This window comes from Dactylosporangium sucinum (assembly GCF_014647515.1).
Lineage (GTDB): Bacteria > Actinomycetota > Actinomycetes > Mycobacteriales > Micromonosporaceae > Dactylosporangium > Dactylosporangium sucinum.
Genome location: NZ_BMPI01000015.1, coordinates 47,846 through 65,941, shown reverse-complemented (window position 1 = coordinate 65,941; position 18,096 = coordinate 47,846). Strand labels below are relative to the sequence as shown.

The window sequence follows — 18,096 nt, the reverse complement described above, 5'->3', positions numbered from 1 at the left end:
GACCGTCGCTCCCGCCAGACACCGCTCGTGGCGCCGGTGCATCCGCCCCGGCGCCACGGACGCTGCCATCGCCGTCGTCCCCGGACCAACCGATGACGCGGTAGCGAAACTGGGCCTATAGCGCCAGTTTCGCTACCACGTAACGATTGTCCGCTTGGCGGGACCGGGTTCCTGGCTTCAATCCGGGCCGCGACGGCCGATAACCGGGTGTGGACAGCACGAGACCCGTACACATCGGCCGCCAGGCCCTCTACGACGACCAGGGCCGCGTCGCCGCGTACGAGCTGCTGTTCCGCGACGGGCCCGGGGCGCTGCACGCCACCAGCCGGGACAGCGCCGCGACCAGCCGGGTCATCGTCGAGGCGTTCACGGCGTTCGGGATCGAGGAGCTCGTCGGCGACAAGCTGTGCTTCGTGAACCTGACCCGCGAGTTCATCACCGGCGACCTGCCGCTGCCGTTCCCGCCGGGGCGGGTGGGGCTGGAGATCACCGGCGATGTGGCCGAGGACGACGAGGTCACCGACGGTGTCGCCGCCCTCGCGGAGCAGGGGCACCGGCTGGCGGTGGAGGGGGCGCGGCTGCTGCGGTACGCCCACTTCGTCAAGCTCGACCTGGGCGCCGATCCGCGGTCGGTCAAGGAGGCCGTGCAACGGTGCCGGCGGCATCCGCGGATCCGGCTCGTCGCGCAGCGGGTCGAGACGGTCGAGCAGCTCGACCGGGCCCAGCGGCTCGGGTTCCAGCTCTTCCAGGGGCACGCGCTCAGCCACCCGCACCTCGTCACCACCCGCGCCCTGACCCCGAGCCGGCTCGCCCGGATGCGGCTGCTGACCGAGCTGTCGGCCGACGACGTCCAGCTGGACCGCGCCGTCGAGGCGATCGAGCGTGACCCGGCGCTCGCGGTGCGCATCCTGCGCGGGGTGAACGCCGCGGCCAACGGCCTCAAGCAGCCCGTCTCCTCGATCTTCCAGGCGGTGGTACTGCTGGGCGTCCCCCAGGTGCGCCAGTGGGCGACGCTCATGATGGTGGCCGACTTCGCCGGCGGCGACGAGGCCGCGCTCACCGGCGCCGTGGTACGCGCCAGGATGTGCCAGACCGTCGCCGAGCGCCGCGGCGGCAACGGCCAGGCGGCGTTCACGGCCGGCCTGCTGTCGGCGATCGGCGCCCTCGTCGGCGGCCCGGCGAGCGCGCTCACCGAGCAGCTCCCGCTCACCGGCGACGTGGCGGAGGCGGTCGCCCACGAGCGCGGCGAGCTCGGCGGCGTCCTCGGCGACGTGCGCCGCTACCTCGGCGCCGTCACCGCCAACGACCTCGGCGACGTGCGCCGCTACCTCGGCGCCGTCACCGGCAACGACCTCGGCGACGACCTGCTCGCCGCCCTCCGCTGGACCAACGCGTCCCTGGCCGAGCCCGAGCCGGCTGCCGCCGGTTCGCCGGCCGCGGCTCCCGGCGGCTGACCCCGAGGCACGCAGGGATGCCCGGATCGGTGTGTGAGCATGCCAAGCTGCCCCGCGCGGGGAGTTCCGCTATGTTGCTCGCCATGCGTGGGTGGCCCATCGGGCTGGCGGCGTGGCTGCTGCTGGCGGCGGTCGCGTCGGCGGCCGGCTTCGTCGAGGTGTGGCGGTTCTTCGTCGAGGGCCTGCACGGCCAGCAGCTCGACTACGTCGCGATCAGCGGCAACAGCATCGGGCGCACCCGCATCGAGGGCGTCGTCTCCAACACGCTCAACGGGATCTCGGTCCTGTCGCTGACCGTCGCCACGGGCGTCATCGGGTTCATCGCGCTGGCGCGCCGGCGGGTCGCATTGGCGGTCGGCGCGGTGCTGCTCATCGGCGGCGCCAACCTCACCACGCAGCTGCTCAAGGCGCTCATCTACCGCCCCGACCTGGGCGTCGACCCGGACCGCGTCGCCGCCGGCAACAGCCTGCCCAGCGGCCACACCACGATCGCCGCGTCGGTCGCGGTCGCGTTCGTGCTGGTGCTGCCGGCCCGGGCCCGGCCCGCGGGCGCCCTGGTGGCCGCGGGCTTCGCCGCCCTGGCCGGCGTCGCGACGCTGTCGGCGGGCTGGCACCGCCCGAGCGACGCCGTCGCCGCCCTGCTGATCGTCGGCGCGTGGGCGGCGTTGGCGGGCCTGTTCATCGTGGTCGCCCAGCGCCGCCACGGATCGGTGGAGTACGGCGAGCCCAGCACGTACATGACCATCTTCCTCGCCGTCATCAGCCTGGGCCTGCTGGCGGGCGCGGCCGCCGCCATGTACGTCACGAACGAGGTCCTGGCCGAGGCGGTCGACGACCTGAGCCGCGGCCGGCTGTTCGCGGCCTACGCGGGCGGCGCGCTGGGCATCGCGGGCACGGCGGGCCTGATGGTGGCGTCGGTCCTGGCCACGGCCCACCGCGTCGTCCCGCAGGTCGTCCCGGACGACGATCCGTCCGCACCGCCACCGGAGCGCGAGCCGCCGACGGTGCGGCTCGGCGGCGACGACGACGCCACCACCCACCGGCTGGCCGTGCCGCCCGACGGCACCGACCCCGAGCAGACCATCCGGCTCAACTAGCCAGCCGGACCAGCGAACCGATCTCCAGGGCGGCCCGAACGGCGCCGTCCGGGCCGATCGTCAGCCCGTGCGGCTCGGCGTCCGGCGTCGGCAGCGGATGCGCCGTCACCACACCGCCCGACGTGACGTGGCCGATGCGGTTGCCGGCCCACTCGGTGAACCAGCACCCGCCGGCCCGGAATTGTCGCGACAAGCCCCTCCTCGGCGGCGGCCGACCCTGCGGCTAGCCGAGCCCGAGCCGCCGCAGCGCCAGCATGACGAACCCGCGCGGCGCCCGCTCCCAGCCGGGCACGGCCGCCGGCAGGGCCGCGTCGACCCCCTCGACGAGCACCGCGAGCGCGTCGTCGGGCAGCGCGTCCCCGCGCCGGTAGGCGAGCGCGACGGCCGCCGTGAAGCCGGGCAGCAGCTCCCGGAGCCGCTCGTCGACCGCGGGATCGGCGTCCGTCGAGTGGGCGAGCGCCAGGTCGGCGCTGCGCCGCACGTCCGTGCGAGCCGCCGGGACGTCCACGAGCGCCCGCGTGGCGGCAGGCGTGGGCGGGAACCAGGCGAGCAGCGCGGCGGCCCGGGCGGCGACGGCGTCGTCGGGGTCGGCCACCCACCGCACGACGGCGCCGAGGTGCTCGGCGGCCCGCCGGTAACAGTCGGCCTCCCACCGCACCGCCGCCCGATTCGCGGCCTCGATGTCCTCGTCCGACCACTCCTCAAGCCCGGCGAACCACCGCGCTTCCTCGCCGGTGGCCTCGCCGGCGAAGGCGACGGCGGCGTCGAACGGCAGCTGGTCGTCCCGCCGGTCCCCGATCGCGACGGCGTCCAGCAGCCCGAGCACGCTCCCGCGCTCGGGCGTGCCGGCGTCGTCGACGAGCGCGACCAGCCACGGCACCACGGCCTGGCTGGCCTCCCACCGGGTCCCCTGGTGGTAGACGGTGTGGGCCAGCGCCTGCCGTGCGTCCAGTCGCTCGCCGGCATCGGCGCTCAGCAGCGACCGCAGGCGCCCGGGCACGTCCTGCGCCGTCCCGTAGGCGTGGTGCAGCCGTTGCCACCCGACGCGCTCAACCCCGGAGAGCGGATCCACGCTGTTCGTTATCGCGCCAGCAGTACCGCGGCCAGGGCGAGCGCACCGGGGACGGCCTGGACGAACAGGATGCGCCGGCTCGCGGTCGCGGCGCCGTAGATCCCGGCGACGATCACGCACCCGAGGAAGAACGCCTGGAACGGCACCGACCGGTCGATCAGTCCCCAGATCAGGCCGGCCGCGAGGAAGCCGTTGTAGAGCCCCTGGTTGGCGGCGAGCGTCCGGCTCGCCTCGGCGAACTCCGCGGTGGTGCCGAACGCCGCCCGCGTGCGGGGCGCCGTCCACAGGAACATCTCCAGCACCAGGAAATACAGGTGCAACGCGGCGACGAGCCCGACGAGGACTCCGGCGACAAAGGACACGGCGACAGCCTAACCGGCCGCCGCCGTGTCCACTCTGGACGATCAGCTGGTCTGGATGCGGATCACGACGTTCTTGTCGGTGACTTCCTGGACCGTGATGTTGAAGCCCTGCGCCTCGGTCGAGCCGTCGACCGGGACGCTCACGGTGGTGCCGGCCACATCGAGCTTGACGACGCCGTTGTCCACCCCCACGAGCTTCACGTCGACGCCGAGGACCGACGACTCGGCCTCGACGCCGCGGTCGAAGGTGACCGTGCAGGCGTTCGTCGAGCACTCGACGTTGTCCGTGGAGCAGGCGGTGAGTCCGCCCAGGCCCAGGACGATGGCGGCGGTGACCACGGTGGCTTTGCGGGCGATGCGGCGGGTCAGGGTCGTCATGCCGACCGAGTTTAGCGGTCGCCTGCCAGCAGGAACTCGACCAGCACCGGGGCCAGCGCCGCCGGGTCGACGTCGTGCGTCTGGCCGTCGAGGACCCGCTCCCGCGCGCCCGGCACGGCCCCGGCGGCGATCCTCGCCCCGTCGCGCAGGCCCTGCGGGCTCGCGCCGCCGCTCACCACGAGCGTCCGCACGGCCGCCGGCCGCCAGTGCCGCAGGACGGCGTCGTCGTAGGCGAGCGTGTGCCCGATCGCCTCCAGCGGCGCCCAGCCGGGTGAGGCCCGGAACCCGGCGACGACCTCGGCCGGCATGCCGACCTTCGCCATGAACAACGCCACGGCGTCGCCCTTGCGCCCCTCGTCAAGCAGCTCGGTGAGCTGCTTGGTGTAGTCGTCGTCGTGCGTTGCGTGCAGGGGCGGCTCGTACAGGACGATCGCCCGGGCCCTGCTCGATGCGAGCATGACGAGCGCGGCACCCGAGGAGATGCCGCAGAGGTACGCGTCCCCGCCGGCCGCGTCGACGAGCGCGTGGAGGTCCTCGACCTCGCGCTCCGGCGCGTAGGGCAGGGTGTCGCCGCTCTCGCCCCGTCCCCGCCGGTCGTAGGCGTACACGGTGAAGTGCTCGGTGAGCTGGGCCGCGAGCGGACGCATCGGGCCGCCGGCGCGGTAGCACATCGCGCCGTCGACGAGGACGAGTGCGGGGCCGCTGCCGCCGCGCTCGTACGCGATCCGGGTTCCGTCGGCCGAGGTGACGGTCGGCATGTCTGGTCACGCTCCGTTCGTGAGTCGCTGCAGGTAGACGTCGAAACGGTCGAGGCTGGTCTGGAAGCCCGCGCGGGCCGCGGGGGAGCGATACTGCTCGGGGACGTTGGTCTGGTGCGTGACGACCTCGGTCCGCCCGTCCTCGAGGTCGACGAACGTGATCGTCGTGGTCATCCCGCCCTCGACGTCGGGCTCCACCCACGCGAGCCGGTCGGGCCGGCTGACCTCGGTGTAGACGGCGCGCATGGTGTAGGTGCCGCCGTCGCTGTCGTTCACCATCGTGGTCTCGAACACCCCGCCGGGCCGCAGGTCGACCGTGATGTTCTCGACCGGCGTCGTGGTCCCGGCCGGCCCCCAGAACTGCGCCAGGTGCTCCGGCGTCGTCATGCAGTCGAACAGCAGCTCCGGCGAGGCGCGGTGGACCCGCCGGAAGGTGAGCTCGCTCATGGTGTCCTCCCTGTGCTGCGAAGCCGTTCGATGTGGGCCTCGAGCCGGTCGTGCCGGTCGGCCCAGACCTGGCGGTGCCGCTCGATCCACGAGACGGCCGCGTCCAGGTGCTCGCCGTCGAGCGTGCAGGGCCGGGCCTGCGCGCTCCGCGAGCGCGAGATGAGCCGGGCCCGTTCGAGCACCTTCAGATGCTTGGAGACGGCCTGCTGCGACATCGCGAACGGCTCGGCGAGCTGCTGCACGGTGGCGTCCCCGTCGGCGAGCCGCTCCAGGATGGCCCGCCGCGTGGGGTCGGCGAGCGCGGCAAACACGAGACTCAGTTCATCCTCAGCCACAACCACGCCTGCGACCCTATCCACAACCAATCCGTTGCACAACTATTTGGTTGTAAATGCAACACTCCCTATCCGGTCGACATCAGGTAGGATGGGGAGCGATGAGGGATGACTTGTACTCCGTGGAGCAGGTGGCGGAGCGGCTGAACCTGCACGTGCGCACCGTCCGGGGGTATATCCGCACCGGGCGGCTGAAGGCGGTGCGGATCGGCAAGCAGTACCGGATCAACGGCGCCGACCTCGACGCGCTCACCGGGATCGCCGAGCCGTCGCCGCGCGAGCACGTGCGGCCGCTCGCCGAGGTGTCGAGCATCGTGCAGGTCGACGGCGTCGACCGGCGCACCGCCGACCGGGTCGAGACGCTCGTGATCGCCGGCGCGAACGGTCGCGGGGCCGCGGACGAGCCGCTGCGCGTGCAGGTCGTGCACGACCCCGAGCGGGAGCGGATGAAGATCATCATCATCGGTGGAGCGGGGACGACCGCGGAGATGCTGCGGCTCCTCGACGCGATCCTGGAGGGGAACGATGGCTGACGAGATCCGGCAGCTCGGCGCCACGACCGTGCTCGTCTGCGACCCCGCGGGCCCGCCGGTCGCGACCGAGCAGGACGCCCTCGACCTCATCGGAGCGGCGTTCGCCGGGGCCGAGGTGGTCGCCGTCCCGGCGAACCGCCTCGACGAGCGGTTCTTCCGGCTCGGCACCCGCTTCGCCGGCGAGGTCATGCAGAAGTTCGTCAACTATCACCTGCGCCTCGCCGTCATCGGCGACATCGACGAGCACACCCGGCAGAGCGAGGCGCTCCAGGCGCTCGTGCGCGAGTCGAACGGCGGCAACCACATCTGGTTCCTCAGGGACCTCGACGCGCTCGAGGCCCGGCTCACAGCAGGCCGCGCACCCACGCCGCCAGCGAGCGGGCGGTAGCCTCCGGCGTCGGGCCGTCGGTGCGCAGCACCGGCGACAGCGTCGAGCGCAGGTGCGCGGCGAACGCCAGGTGCGAGTCGACGTCCCGTTCCCGCCACGCCGGGCGCGCCTCGAGCCGCGCCCGGCGCACCTCGTCGGCGCAGTCGAGCACCGCGAAGTGCACCGCCGACTGCCAGCGCAGCGCCGGCAGGTCGGCGAGCTGCGCCGGCACGAAGGGGCCGAGCAGCACCGCCGACCGGCCGCCCTGCGCGGCGCCGTGGGCCACCGCTAGCCACGCGTCGCGGAACGCCGGCCAGTCCACCTCGCCGAACGAGCACGCCCGGCGGAACGGCCCGATCAGCCAGTCGACGTCGAACACCACGCACTCGGGCAGCTCGGCGACGAGGTGCGGCAGGACCGTGGTCTTGCCCGCCGCGGACGCCCCGGTGACCACGAACGCGGGCAGCCGGCGGGCCGGCCGGCGCTCCCCGCACACGGGGCACACCGCCTCGTCACCCTCGGGTGCCATGACGGTCGGGTCAGCGCAGCGCTCGCAATAGTGCACAAACCCGATTATCCGTCGCCGCGGGTGAGGGAGGTCCGCCCGAACGTCGGCAATGGTGTCCCGGTGCGTTCTGCCGCGGCCGGTGTACTGCTGGTGGCCGTCCTACTGACCGGGTGTACCTCGCCGAAGTCCGTAGCCAAGGTCACCAACTCGCCCGTCACCGATCCCACCGACTTCAACCACGGCCCGGCCGACCCGTCCGCCGGCGCGGACGCCCAGGTCGAGGTGAGCGTGCTCGCCCGGCACCTGACCGTGCCGTGGGGCGTCACGTTCCTGCCCGACGGTGCCGGCATCGTCACCGAGCGCGGCACCGGACGCATCCTGCGGATCGGGCCGGACCGCGACGAGAGCGGCGACCTGACGGTCACCCAGGTCGCCCGGATCACCGAGTCGACCGCCGACAACGAGGGCGGCCTGCTGGGCGTCGCCGCGTCGCCGGACTTCAAGCGCGACAACACGCTGTACATCTACTACACCACCGACGACGACAACCGGATCGCGAAGCTGGTCCTGGGCAAGAAGCCGAAGCCGATCGTCACCGGCATCCCGAAGAGCGGCATCCACGACGGCGGCCGGCTCGCGTTCGGCCCCGACGGGTACCTCTACGCCACCACCGGCGAGGCCTCCCACACCGACAGCGCCCAGAACCTGGCCAGCCTCGGCGGCAAGATCCTGCGCATGACGACCGAGGGGAAGCCGGCCCCGGGCAACCCGTTCAAGAACTCGCTCGTGTACTCCTACGGCCACCGCAACCCGGAGGGCCTGGCGTGGGACGCCGACGGCCGGCTGTACTCGTCCGAGATCGGCGAGGCCGTGTGGGACGAGCTGAACCTCATCCAGCCGGGCCGCAACTACGGCTGGCCGATGGTCGAGGGCATTGGCGGCAAGCCGAAGTACACCGACCCGATCGCCGCCTGGCGACCCGAGATCGGCGTCGCCTCCGGCGTGGCGATCCTCGGCGGCACCGCGGTCGTCACCTGCCTGCGCGGCCAGCGCATCTACCTGGTGCCGCTGAACCACACGATCACCGCCGACATCAACAGCCCGGTGGTGGCCGGCGGCCCCGCGGCGACGGCGCAGATCCGCTGGCGCCCGGCGGCCGGCGTCGCGGGCAAGCCCGTCGAGGCGCTGTACACGAAGTACGGCCGCCTCCGCACGGCGATCAACGCGCCCGACGGCAGCCTCTGGATCACCACGTCGAACCGGGACGGGCGCCGGCCGGGCGGCCCGACCGTCGACGACGACCGCATCCTCCGCCTGACCTTCCGGACCCGCTAGGCCGCCGTCGCCTCGCGTCGATCTTGCAGTTGTGGTGCCGGATGAACCGGACATTCAGGGAGTGTCCCGGCACCACAACTGCAAGATCGACAAGGATGGGGGCGGACACCGCGTCAGGTGATCAGCCTGGCGAAGAAGTCGCCGAACCCGCGGGCGAGGGTGGCGATCAGTCCCCCGATCCCGCGGACGACATTGGCCGCGGCGTCCGGGCGGAAGGCTACGAAATAGATGACGAACGCCCATGCGGCGAACGTCAGCGTCTTCTTCAACGTCATCAGGTGCCCCGTGCGTGATCAACCGGTCGTTTGCCGAGCGGCGACCTACCCCTTCGCCACCAACCTAACCCCCACCAGGCGAAACTGAGAGCGATTCGGCGCCCAGCCCCGGCCGCGGCCAGGCGGGGTCGGGCCGGAAGCCGCACAGGGTGCCGTCGAACGGAAACCGCCCGGCCTCCACGGCCGCGACCACCCGCAGCCCCTCGGCCCGGATCACGGCCGCCTCGTCCGCGGTCCAGAAGCCCGGCACGCCGGTGCAGTCGGCGAAGTCCTGCTCGTCCTTCCACTGCCAGCTCCGGTCGGGCGCGACCACGATGTCGAGGTGGTGGTCGACGATGTCGATCCCGCCGTCGCGGCGCACGAGCGGCGTCTCCAGGTTGACGTACCACCCGGTGAACGCGCCCCCGGTGAAGCGCCACCACACCGAGTGGGCGGCGCCCGGCGGGTGCAGCTGGAGCATGCTCGTGTGCCGCCAGGTGCGCAGCGCGAGGCGCGCGGCGCCGTAGGACTCGATCGTCGGGCCGGACCGCAGCGGCTCGCCGTCGGGCTCGACCCGGCAGGCGAAGTCGGCCCCCTCCGGCAGCCACAGCAGCAGCCCGCGCTCGTCGTCGGTGACCACGATCGTGGCCTGGGCCCAGGTGAGGTGCGGGCCACGATGGTACCGCCGCGCGGCGATCTGCCCGGGAGCGAACACAGCGGCATACTACGGTGATGCTGGCGGGGCGGGGGCGGTTGCCGAACGAGCCCGGGGTGTACCGCTTCCGCGACGGCCGCGGGCGGGTGCTCTACGTCGGGCGGGCGACGCAGCTGCGCAGCCGGGTCGGGTCCTACTGGTCGGACCTCGGCGACCGGCGGCATCTCGTGCGCATGGTCGCCGCCGTCGCGGCCGTCGAGGCGCTGGTGTGCGACTCCGTCCACGAGGCCGCCTGGCTCGAGCGCAACGTCCTCGAGCACCGCAAACCCCGCTGGAACCGGGTCCGCGGCGGCATGGAGACGCCGGTGTACCTCGGGCTGACCGACAGCAGCGCCGCGCCCGGGCTGCGCCTGTCCTACGAACCCGACGCCTTCGGGCCCTACCTCGGCAGCCAGCGGGTCCGCCAGGCGCTGTCCGGGCTGCACCGGATCCGGCCCCTGCGGTACACCGGCACCCGGCTCACCGGCGCCGAGCGCGCGATGGCGGAGAAGCGCGGCGTGACGGCCGCCGACCGGACGGTGCTCGCCGCCGAGCTGGCCGCGACCCTCGCCCGCGACCCCGAGGCGGTCGGCCGGGCCCGCGCCGATCTGGCGGCCCTGCGCGACCAGGCGGCGGCGACGCTCGCGTTCGAGGTGGCCGGGCAGATCCAGGAGGAGCTGGCGGCGCTGGACTGGATCACCGCACCGCAGCGGGTGACGAGCCGCGAGCCGGGCGACTTCACCGCCGCCGGATGGTCGGACGGCGTGTTGCTGACGTTGACGGTACGGGCGGGGCGGCTGATCGACTGGGCGCAGCGGCCCTGCGGGGAACGCGCCGCGGCCCCGCACCTGGCGGCGACCCCGGGAGCGTGGGCCGGCTACGCGCAGCGTAACGCCGAGCTGGCGGCGGCCCTCACCACGGCGGGTTCCGGCAGCGCAGCCGCGCCTCGGGGTCGGTCCGCTCCCACGGCCGCGCCTCGATGACCCGCCCGCTCGGCAGGGTGAACGGCACCGGCTCGCCCGCGGCGGCGAACCCGCTCGCGCTGAGGCACCGGGCCGCCGCCTCGTCGCCGGCCGCGCTGCCGGCGCACAGCCGGGCGATGCCCAGGTGCCGGTGCGCGATCGCGCAGACCAGCGCGAGGGACTCGGCGCCGTAGCCGCGGCCGCGCCACGGCTCGGCGACCGTCCCGCTGACGACGTGCTCGCCGGCGTCCCGCCACAGGGTGACGGCCGAGACGACCTGCCCGGTCTCGATGTCGTACCCCAGGAACTCCGCCCGGTCCGCGTGCCACAGCAGCGGGTCCGACCCGTCCGGCTCGGCGGGGTTCTCGGAGAGATCGCCCGGCTGGACGCCGACCCACTGCCGCGACCGCTCGTCCAGGCCATCCCAGTGCGCCACCAGCGCCCGCCGGCGCGCCACGACCAGCCGCAGCCGGCCCGTCTCGATGCTGTGCACCGCCCCCAGCGGGCAGCTCAGCCCGGCCACGCCCGTGCCACCGAAGAACACGGGCGCAACGCTATCCCGCCGCGCGCGCGAGCTCCGCGGGGGTGTGCTCGACGCCGCCACACCACACGCGGGTGACCGCGCGGGTCGAGCCGAGGTCGGCGAGCGGGTCCCCGTCGACGAGTACCAGGTCGGCCCGCAGGCCGGGCCGGATCGCGCCGCGGTCGGTCAGGCCGAACCGCTCGGCCGGGCGCGAGGTCGCCGCCCGCAGCGTCTCGGCGGGGCTCAGCCCGGCCGCGGCGAGCAGCTCCAGCTCGCGGTGGAGGGCCTCGCCGAACGGCGGGTTGGCCCAGACCTCGGGGGCGGAGTTCGCGTCGGTACCGGCGATGATCGGCACCCCGGCGCGGTGCGCGACGGCGACGCTCTCCTCGGCGGCCTCGTACCGGGCCGGGAACCCGGGGCCGGCCGCCACGACGCCCGCCATCATGATGAGCGTCGGCACCATCGCCCGGCCCTCGGCCGCGATGCGGGCGGCGGTGTCCTCGTCGAGCGGCCGGTCGAGCGGCACGTGGGTGAACACGTCGACGCCGGCCTCCAGCGCCATGCGGTACGCCTCCATGGAGATCGCGTGGGCGACGACGAGCTTGCGGTGCCGGTGCGCGGCGGCGGTGATCGCGTCGAGGGTGGCCTGGTCGTGGCTGGGCTCCGGGTTGCCGACGACGATCTTCACGTAGTCGGCGCCCTCGGCCAGCCGCCCCGCCACGAACGCCTCCGCGTCCTGCACGCCGTGCACCAGGTGGTCGCGCAGGAACGGGATGTGGGCGTGCATGCTGCCGGGGGCGGCCGCGATCACGCCGGCGGTGCGCACGTCGGTCAGTCCGCGGGTGTACCGCAGCGCGTCGAACTTGTCCATCGGGCCGTTGCCCATGTCGAGCGCGGTGGTCACCCCCGCCCGCACCAGCCGGTCGAGCGACTCCCGGCCCTCGAGGTGCAGGTGGGCGTCGATCAGGCCGGGCAGCGCGGTCGCGCCGGCGCCGTCGATGACGCGGTCTCCCTCGGTACCGCTGCCGAAACGGTCGCCGTCGACCACGACACTGCCGGGTGGGCGCAGTCCGTGGCCGTCGAAGACCCGGACGTTGGCGATGAGCGTCCTCATCGGGACCAGGTGCCCAGAACTCGCGGGTTCATGGCCCGCTGCCGCGTCTGGGTATCGTTACGCAATGCCAGAGCTGGAGGACATCCGCCGGCGGAACCTGGGCAACCTGCTCCGCCATGTCCACCTCGACGGCGCATTGTCCCGCACCGAGCTGGCCGAGCGCACGGGCCTCAACCGCAGCACGATCATGGGCCTGATCGCCGAGCTGACCGCCGCGGGCCTGGTCCGCGAGGAGCTCCCGGTCGGCACCGGCCGGGCCGGCCGCCCGTCGCTGGTGGTGCGCCCGGAGACCGGCCGGGTGTACGTCCTGGCCTTCGACGTGGCCGTCGACCGCCTGCTGGCCGCCCGGGTCGGCCTCGGCGGCACGGTCCTGGAGCGCCTGGAGGCCGTCCGCCCGCGGGCCGGCGCCGACCTCGACACCGTCGTCGGCGCCCTCGCCGGCTTCGGCAAGCGCCTGCACGCCACGGCCCCGCCGGGCACGGTGTGCGCCGGGATCGGCGCCTCGTACTGCGGGATGATCCGCCCCGGCGACGGCATGGTCCGCTACGGCCCGGACATGGGCTGGGTCGACCAGGCGTTCGGCGCCGAGCTGGGCCGCCGCCTGGGCCTGGGCTTGCCGGTGGCGGTCGGCAACGAGGCCCACCTGGGCGCGCGGGCCGAGCAGCTGCGCGGCGCGGGCATGGGCGCCCAGAACCTGGTATACCTGCACGGCGACGCGGGCGTGGGCGGCGGCATCATCGTGCGGGGCGAGCTGCTGGACGGCGAGGCCGGCTACGGCTGCGAGGTCGGCCACATGGTGGTCAACCCGTACGACGGCCGCCCGTGCATGTGCGGCTCCCGCGGCTGCCTGGAGGCCGAGGTGGGCGAGCGGGCGCTGCTGGACGCGGCCGGCCGCCCGCCGTCGCAGTCCGGCTGGTCCGCGGTCCGCGCGGTGGTGGACGCCGCCGACCGCGGCGAGGAGGCCGCCCAGCACGCCCTGGCCGTGGTCGGCGACTGGCTGGGCATCGGCGTCGCGAACATCATCAACCTCTTCAACCCGGGCGTGGTCATCTTCGGCGGCATGCTGCGGGAGGTGTACCTCGGCTCGGCCGACCACGTCCGCCGCCGCATCGCCGACCACGTGCTGGCGGTGTCCCGGGAGCGTGTCCGCCTGCGCATCTCGGGCCTGGCCGACGACGCGACCCTGATCGGCGCGGCCGAGCTGGCGTTCGCGGAGCTCCTGCGCAACCCCCTGGAGACGCTCCCGGCCCCGACGGCGTCCACCCGCTCCTGACCGCCGCGCCGCGGTCCGTGCGGCCCCCTCCGTGCCGTGCTGTCCGTGCCGCGCTGTCCGTGCTGCCCCCTCCGTGCCGCCCCTCCGGGCGCGATCTTGGAGTTGTGGTCCCGACTTTATCCGCGTATTTCCGACAAATCCGGGACCACAACTCCAAGATCGCGGCGTGGGCGGCGGCGTGGGCGGCGGCGTGGGCGGCGGCGTGGACAAGGCGGCGCGACGGAGCGGCGCGGTGGGTTGCGGGCTCGGTGCCGGGCCGCACCTCCAGGTGGCCGGCCGCCACCGCGCCGCCTCCGCTCGTACGACGCGCGTGCCAGGCCGCGCGTTTGGGGTGATCCCGGTGGGATACCTGGAACGTATGGCGAACATGTCGAAGAGGGACGAACACGGCGTTCCGCGCGTCGACGAGGCCATCGACCTCGCCACGATCCGGGACGAGGCGGAAGACATCGCGGTGCCGGCGTTCGATTACATCAGCGAGCCGATCGACGCGCTCATCGAGGGCGTCCTCGGGCATGGCCACGATCGCGTGCCCGACACCCAGGTGCACCCGGACGAGCGCGCCGCCGACGAGCGGCAGCACCACGAGGTCGGCCCCTGATCAGGGCAGCGTGCGCAGGTCCAGCGCGTTCCACGTCTCGGGGGCGGCGGCGCCCGTCGACCAGAAGACCACTGGGCCGCGGGCGCCGACCACGCCGACGTCCGAGGCCAGGAGCTTCGTCGTGCCGTCCCGCAGGTCGTACGCGAGCACCCGCACCTTCTCGTCGGCCAGCTCGGTGAGCACCTCGTAGCGGTCCATCAGGCCGACGTCCACCGTCACCGCGTTCACCTCGCCGGGGATGCGGCGGCGGTCGCCGCCCTCCGCGGACAGGACCTGGAACAGGTTGCCCGACGCCGTCGCGGCCACCGACCGGCACCACGCCGGCGTGCAGCCGAGCGTCTCGGCCGCGGTCGCGGCGACCGTCCGTCGCTGGCCGGTCGCCCGGTCGACCAGCTCCACCGGGCCGCTCTGCACGTCGGCGCTCTGCATCCAGGGCCAGGTCGTCCAGCGGTACCGCCCGGGCATCGACTCGACCGTGACCTTGCCGCCGCCGAGCGCCACGCTGCGCAGCTCGGTGCGGTCGGAGTCGTCCGGCGGCGCGGCGATCCAGTGCAGCCGGCCCTCGGCCACCACCAGGTCGAACTGCGAGTCGAAGAAGACCGCGGCGCCCGCGTCGGTGGTGAGCGAGACGGGCGCGCCGCCGTCCAGCGACGCCTTCCACATGCGGGTCTCCCACGGCCCGGCGGTCGTGGCGGTGGACTCGGCCCAGTAGAGCACCCCGTCGGCGGCCGCGAACCCGAGGAACTGCGGGTAGCGCTCCGCCGGCACCCGCCGCAGCTCCCGCTCCGCGCCGCCGCGCACCAGCACCAGGCGCTCGGCCGACGCGTCGGGCGAGCGCACGGTCCCGATCGCCGTGGCGGCGTCCGGATAGAACTGCGGCGTGAACGCGGTGCCGTCGGCCAGGCGCGCCGGGGTGGTCGCCGGGCGCTGGGCCACGACCTGCGGCGCGGGAGTCTTCGCAGCCTGAGGTTGCGGCGGGGGTACCGGAGGGTGCGCCGGACGGGCGGCCAGCAGCCACCCGCCGAGCGCCAGCGCGACGGCGAGCGCGATCAGCGGTCGGGCTCTCACCCGCGTCAACCTACCGGGTCGGTCACCGACTGTGAGACTTTCACACTGTCGAAGCGCTTGACCTGCGTGTCGCGGCGGGTTCGTTGACCGGCCCGGTTGCGCGCTCCGAGCATGCGCCGTATGCGAAACAGATCGACGAGAGTCGGCGTCCTCGTCGTCGCTGCCGTGGCGGTCGCCGCGGTCGGCGTCGCCGTGCAGACCGCCGTCCGGCCGGCGGAGGCCGCGGCCGCCGACCCCTACGCGTTCAAGAACGTCCAGATCGAAGGTGGGGGCTTCGTCCCCGGGATCATCTTCAACCAGAGCCAGGCGAACCTCGTCTACGCTCGCACCGACATCGGCGGGGCGTACCGCCTCGACCCCGCCACCAACCGCTGGATCCCGCTGCTCGACTGGGTGGGCCAGGACAACTGGGGCTGGAACGGCGTGGCCAGCCTCGCCACCGACGCCGTCGACCCGAACAAGGTGTACGCCGCCGTGGGCATGTACACCAACAGCTGGGACCCGAACAACGGCGCCATCCTGCGCTCGTCCGACAAGGGCGCGACCTGGCAGTCGACGGCGCTGCCGTTCAAGCTGGGCGGCAACATGCCCGGCCGCGGGATGGGGGAGCGCCTGGCGATCGACCCCAACAAGAACTCGATCCTGTACTTCGGCGCCCCCAGCGGCAACGGCCTCTGGCGCAGCACCGACTCGGGCGTCACCTGGGCGAAGGTCAGCAACTTCCCCAACGTCGGCAACTACGCGCAGGACCCGAGCGACCCCAACCAGTACCTCACCGACAACCAGGGCGTCGTCTGGGTGACGTTCGACAAGCGCACCGGTACCGCCGGAAACACCACCCAGACCATCTACGTCGGCGTCGCCGACAAGCAGAACACGATCTACCGCACCACGAACGGCGGCACGTCGTGGGAGCGCGTCGCCGGCCAGCCGACCGGGTACATCGCGCACAAGGGCGTCCTGGACACCAGCGGCGGCTACCTGTACATCGCCACGTCCGACACCGGCGGCCCGTACGACGGTGGCAAGGGCGACGTGTGGAAGTACGCGACCGCCACCGGCACCTGGACGCAGATCAGCCCGGTCCCGTCGTCCAGCAGCGACGACTACTTCGGCTACAGCGGCCTGACCATCGACCGGCAGAAGCCGAACACCATCATGGTCGCCACCCAGGTGTCCTGGTGGCCGGACGCGATCTTCTGGCGCAGCACCGACGGCGGGGCCACGTGGACCCGGATCTGGGACTGGACCAGCTACCCCAACCGGAGCTTCCGGTACAAGATGGATGTCAGCCGCTCGCCCTGGCTGACGTTCGGCACCAACCCGCAGCCCCCGGAGGTCACCCCGAAGCTGGGGTGGATGAACGAGTCGCTGGAGATCGACCCGTTCAACTCCAACCGGTTCATGTACGGCACCGGCGCCACCATCTACGGCAGCACCGACCTCACCACGTGGGACTCGGGCGGCCAGATCACCATCAAGCCGATGGCCCCGGGCCTCGAGGAGACCGCCGTCCTCGACCTCATCAGCCCGCCCACCGGCGCCCCGCTGGTCTCCGGCCTCGGCGACATCGCCGGCTTCCGCCACACGAACCTGGATGCGGTACCGTCGATGATGTTCACGGCGCCGACGTTCACGTCGACGACGAGCCTGGACTACGCCGAACTCAACCCGAGCGTCATGGTCCGCGCCGGCAACTTCACCGACGCCGACCGCCCCAACGACAGCCACGCCGCGTTCTCCACCGACGGCGGCGCCAACTGGTTCCAGGGCTCGGAGCCGGGCGGCATCAACGAGGGCGGCACGATCTCCGCCGCGGCTGACGGCTCGCGGTTCGTGTGGGCCCCCAAGAACAGCGCGGTCGTGTACTCGGTCGGCTTCGGCAACAGCTGGACGCAGTCCTCCGGCATCCCGCAGAACGCGATCGTCGAGTCGGACCGGGTCAACTCGAGCATCTTCTACGGCTTCTCGGGTGGCACCTTCTACGTCTCGCGCAACGGCGGGGTCTCGTTCACGGCGGCCGCCTCGGGCCTGCCGTCGACGGCGCTGTTCAAGGCCGTCCCGGGCGTGTCGGGCGAGATCTGGCTGTCCGGCAAGACGGGCGGCCTCTACCGTTCGACCGACTTCGGTACCTCGTTCACGAAGGTCTCGACGGTGCAGGCGGCCGACGCGATCGGCTTCGGCAAGGGCGCTCCCGGCCGCCCCAACCTGGCGGTGTTCATGGTGGGCCAGGTGGACGGCAAGAAGGGCGTGTACCGCTCCGACGACAACGCCGCCAGCTGGGTCCGGATCAACGACGACCAGCACCAGTACGGCAACATCGGCGACACGATCACGGGCGACCCGCGCATCTACGGCCGGGTGTACCTCGGGACGAACGGCCGCGGCATCATCTACGGTGACCGCACGGGCGCCCCGCCGTCGTCGTTCTCGGCGTCGCCGTCCCCGTCGGTGTCCCGCTCCTCGGCATCGCCGTCCCCGTCGGTCTCGACCTCCCCGTCGCGCTCCGCGTCGTCGTCTCCGTCGTCGTCGCCGTCCTCGTCGGCCGGCTGCACGGTGACCTACTCGGTGGCGGGCCAGTGGGGCGGCGCCTTCCAGGGCGCGGTGAAGATCACCAACCGCGGTTCGTCCGCGATCAACGGCTGGACCCTGACCTGGACCTACCCCAACGGCCAGGTGATCCAGCAGATCTGGGGCGGCGTGGCCACGAGTCCCGGCCCGAACGCCTCGGTGTCGAACGCCGACTACACCAGAACCATCGCCGCGAACGGCGGCACGGTGGAGTTCGGCTTCATCGCCAGCTGGAACAACTCCACCAACGGCAAGCCGAGCACGTTCACCCTGAACGGCGCGGCCTGCGCAGTAGCGTAACCTCCCTTCCAGCCGGTCCCCGCGTCGCCAACCGCGGGGACCGGCCCTTTTCGCTCACGGCGCCACCGGTCCGCTCCGGCCCCCCGGGGC

The 18,096-nt window shown here is 73.3% G+C and carries 22 protein-coding genes; 9 read left to right on the top strand and 13 right to left on the bottom strand.

The genetic code is table 11. The features are described 5' to 3' along the window. The first annotated feature begins 209 nt into the window (after positions 1 to 209). On the top strand, positions 210 to 1,454 hold the full coding sequence (locus IEZ31_RS17405) for an EAL and HDOD domain-containing protein (RefSeq protein ID WP_190250917.1): 1,245 nt from the start codon (positions 210 to 212) through the stop codon (positions 1,452 to 1,454). Between the two features lie 83 nt (positions 1,455 to 1,537). After that, positions 1,538 to 2,551, top strand: coding sequence for a phosphatase PAP2 family protein (locus IEZ31_RS17400; RefSeq protein WP_190250916.1), 1,014 nt, complete (start codon positions 1,538 to 1,540; stop codon positions 2,549 to 2,551). Here the strand turns inward: IEZ31_RS17400 and IEZ31_RS17395 are convergent. Genes IEZ31_RS17395 through IEZ31_RS17365 form a run of 7 tightly spaced genes read right to left on the bottom strand, consistent with a single transcriptional unit; the run spans position 2,544 to position 5,903 of the window. Next, on the bottom strand, positions 2,544 to 2,744 hold the full coding sequence (locus IEZ31_RS17395; protein WP_229835317.1) for a virginiamycin B lyase family protein: 201 nt from the start codon (positions 2,742 to 2,744) through the stop codon (positions 2,544 to 2,546). The genes IEZ31_RS17400 and IEZ31_RS17395 overlap by 8 nt on opposite strands. Before the next feature lie 30 nt (positions 2,745 to 2,774). Next, positions 2,775 to 3,623: a hypothetical protein gene (locus IEZ31_RS17390; RefSeq protein ID WP_190250915.1), complete on the bottom strand. Its 849-nt coding sequence runs from the start codon at positions 3,621 to 3,623 to the stop codon at positions 2,775 to 2,777. An 8-nt stretch (positions 3,624 to 3,631) separates the two neighbouring features. Then, positions 3,632 to 3,985: a DUF1304 domain-containing protein gene (locus IEZ31_RS17385; RefSeq protein ID WP_190250914.1), complete on the bottom strand. Its 354-nt coding sequence runs from the start codon at positions 3,983 to 3,985 to the stop codon at positions 3,632 to 3,634. Positions 3,986 to 4,027: 42 nt separating this feature from the next. Further along, positions 4,028 to 4,363 carry a hypothetical protein gene (locus tag IEZ31_RS17380; RefSeq protein ID WP_229835316.1) on the bottom strand — a complete coding sequence of 112 codons (336 nt, stop codon included), beginning with the start codon at positions 4,361 to 4,363 and terminating at the stop codon, positions 4,028 to 4,030. Positions 4,364 to 4,374: 11 nt separating this feature from the next. Beyond that, complete coding sequence (locus IEZ31_RS17375; RefSeq protein WP_190250913.1) at positions 4,375 to 5,121, bottom strand: alpha/beta fold hydrolase; 747 nt, start codon at positions 5,119 to 5,121, stop codon at positions 4,375 to 4,377. A gap of 6 nt (positions 5,122 to 5,127) precedes the next feature. Continuing rightward, on the bottom strand, positions 5,128 to 5,568 hold the full coding sequence (locus IEZ31_RS17370) for an SRPBCC family protein (RefSeq protein ID WP_190250912.1): 441 nt from the start codon (positions 5,566 to 5,568) through the stop codon (positions 5,128 to 5,130). Next, positions 5,565 to 5,903, bottom strand: coding sequence for an ArsR/SmtB family transcription factor (locus IEZ31_RS17365; RefSeq protein WP_190251034.1), 339 nt, complete (start codon positions 5,901 to 5,903; stop codon positions 5,565 to 5,567). The genes IEZ31_RS17370 and IEZ31_RS17365 overlap by 4 nt, the downstream gene beginning before the upstream one ends. A gap of 101 nt (positions 5,904 to 6,004) precedes the next feature. On the opposite strand from IEZ31_RS17365, the gene IEZ31_RS17360 reads away from it, so the two are divergent. Together IEZ31_RS17360 and IEZ31_RS17355 are read left to right on the top strand one after the other, a co-directional pair. Further along, positions 6,005 to 6,436, top strand: a complete 432-nt coding sequence (locus tag IEZ31_RS17360) for a helix-turn-helix domain-containing protein (protein WP_190250911.1) — start codon at positions 6,005 to 6,007, stop codon at positions 6,434 to 6,436. Then, on the top strand, positions 6,429 to 6,824 hold the full coding sequence (locus IEZ31_RS17355) for a DUF4180 domain-containing protein (RefSeq protein WP_190250910.1): 396 nt from the start codon (positions 6,429 to 6,431) through the stop codon (positions 6,822 to 6,824). The genes IEZ31_RS17360 and IEZ31_RS17355 overlap by 8 nt, the downstream gene beginning before the upstream one ends. On the opposite strand, the gene IEZ31_RS17350 is transcribed toward IEZ31_RS17355, so the two are convergent. Beyond that, positions 6,781 to 7,332 carry a P-loop nucleotide/nucleoside kinase family protein gene (locus tag IEZ31_RS17350; protein WP_190250909.1) on the bottom strand — a complete coding sequence of 184 codons (552 nt, stop codon included), beginning with the start codon at positions 7,330 to 7,332 and terminating at the stop codon, positions 6,781 to 6,783. The genes IEZ31_RS17355 and IEZ31_RS17350 overlap by 44 nt on opposite strands. Positions 7,333 to 7,431: 99 nt before the next feature. On the opposite strand from IEZ31_RS17350, the gene IEZ31_RS17345 reads away from it, so the two are divergent. After that, entirely contained in the window at positions 7,432 to 8,646 is a 1,215-nt protein-coding gene (locus tag IEZ31_RS17345) for a PQQ-dependent sugar dehydrogenase (protein ID WP_229835314.1), read from the top strand. A 113-nt stretch (positions 8,647 to 8,759) separates the two neighbouring features. Here the strand turns inward: IEZ31_RS17345 and IEZ31_RS17340 are convergent, their stop codons facing one another. Together IEZ31_RS17340 and IEZ31_RS17335 are read right to left on the bottom strand one after the other, a co-directional pair. Next, positions 8,760 to 8,921 (bottom strand): hypothetical protein, encoded by a 162-nt coding sequence (locus IEZ31_RS17340; protein WP_190250907.1) that lies wholly within the window; start codon positions 8,919 to 8,921, stop codon positions 8,760 to 8,762. 64 nt (positions 8,922 to 8,985) lie between these two features. After that, a complete protein-coding gene (locus IEZ31_RS17335; protein WP_190250906.1) occupies positions 8,986 to 9,615 on the bottom strand; it encodes a ribonuclease FAU-1 family protein in 630 nt (209 codons plus the stop codon). 17 nt (positions 9,616 to 9,632) lie between these two features. On the opposite strand from IEZ31_RS17335, the gene IEZ31_RS17330 reads away from it, so the two are divergent. Continuing rightward, on the top strand, positions 9,633 to 10,577 hold the full coding sequence (locus IEZ31_RS17330) for a hypothetical protein (RefSeq protein WP_190250905.1): 945 nt from the start codon (positions 9,633 to 9,635) through the stop codon (positions 10,575 to 10,577). On the opposite strand, the gene IEZ31_RS17325 is transcribed toward IEZ31_RS17330, so the two are convergent. Further along, positions 10,507 to 11,100 carry a GNAT family N-acetyltransferase gene (locus tag IEZ31_RS17325; protein WP_190250904.1) on the bottom strand — a complete coding sequence of 198 codons (594 nt, stop codon included), beginning with the start codon at positions 11,098 to 11,100 and terminating at the stop codon, positions 10,507 to 10,509. The two genes, IEZ31_RS17330 and IEZ31_RS17325, sit on opposite strands and share 71 nt — an antisense overlap. A gap of 10 nt (positions 11,101 to 11,110) precedes the next feature. After that, a complete protein-coding gene (locus IEZ31_RS17320; protein WP_190250903.1) occupies positions 11,111 to 12,193 on the bottom strand; it encodes an amidohydrolase family protein in 1,083 nt (360 codons plus the stop codon). A gap of 64 nt (positions 12,194 to 12,257) precedes the next feature. On the opposite strand from IEZ31_RS17320, the gene IEZ31_RS17315 reads away from it, so the two are divergent. Next, positions 12,258 to 13,466: an ROK family transcriptional regulator gene (locus tag IEZ31_RS17315; protein WP_190250902.1), complete on the top strand. Its 1,209-nt coding sequence runs from the start codon at positions 12,258 to 12,260 to the stop codon at positions 13,464 to 13,466. A gap of 166 nt (positions 13,467 to 13,632) precedes the next feature. Beyond that, positions 13,633 to 14,067 (top strand): hypothetical protein, encoded by a 435-nt coding sequence (locus IEZ31_RS17310; protein ID WP_190250901.1) that lies wholly within the window; start codon positions 13,633 to 13,635, stop codon positions 14,065 to 14,067. On the opposite strand, the gene IEZ31_RS17305 is transcribed toward IEZ31_RS17310, so the two are convergent. Continuing rightward, on the bottom strand, positions 14,068 to 15,135 hold the full coding sequence (locus IEZ31_RS17305) for a hypothetical protein (RefSeq protein WP_190250900.1): 1,068 nt from the start codon (positions 15,133 to 15,135) through the stop codon (positions 14,068 to 14,070). Positions 15,136 to 15,255: 120 nt separating this feature from the next. Here IEZ31_RS17305 and IEZ31_RS17300 point away from each other — a divergent pair, with 120 nt between their 5' ends. Beyond that, on the top strand, positions 15,256 to 18,006 hold the full coding sequence (locus IEZ31_RS17300) for a cellulose binding domain-containing protein (RefSeq protein WP_229835312.1): 2,751 nt from the start codon (positions 15,256 to 15,258) through the stop codon (positions 18,004 to 18,006). Positions 18,007 to 18,096: the final 90 nt, after the last annotated feature.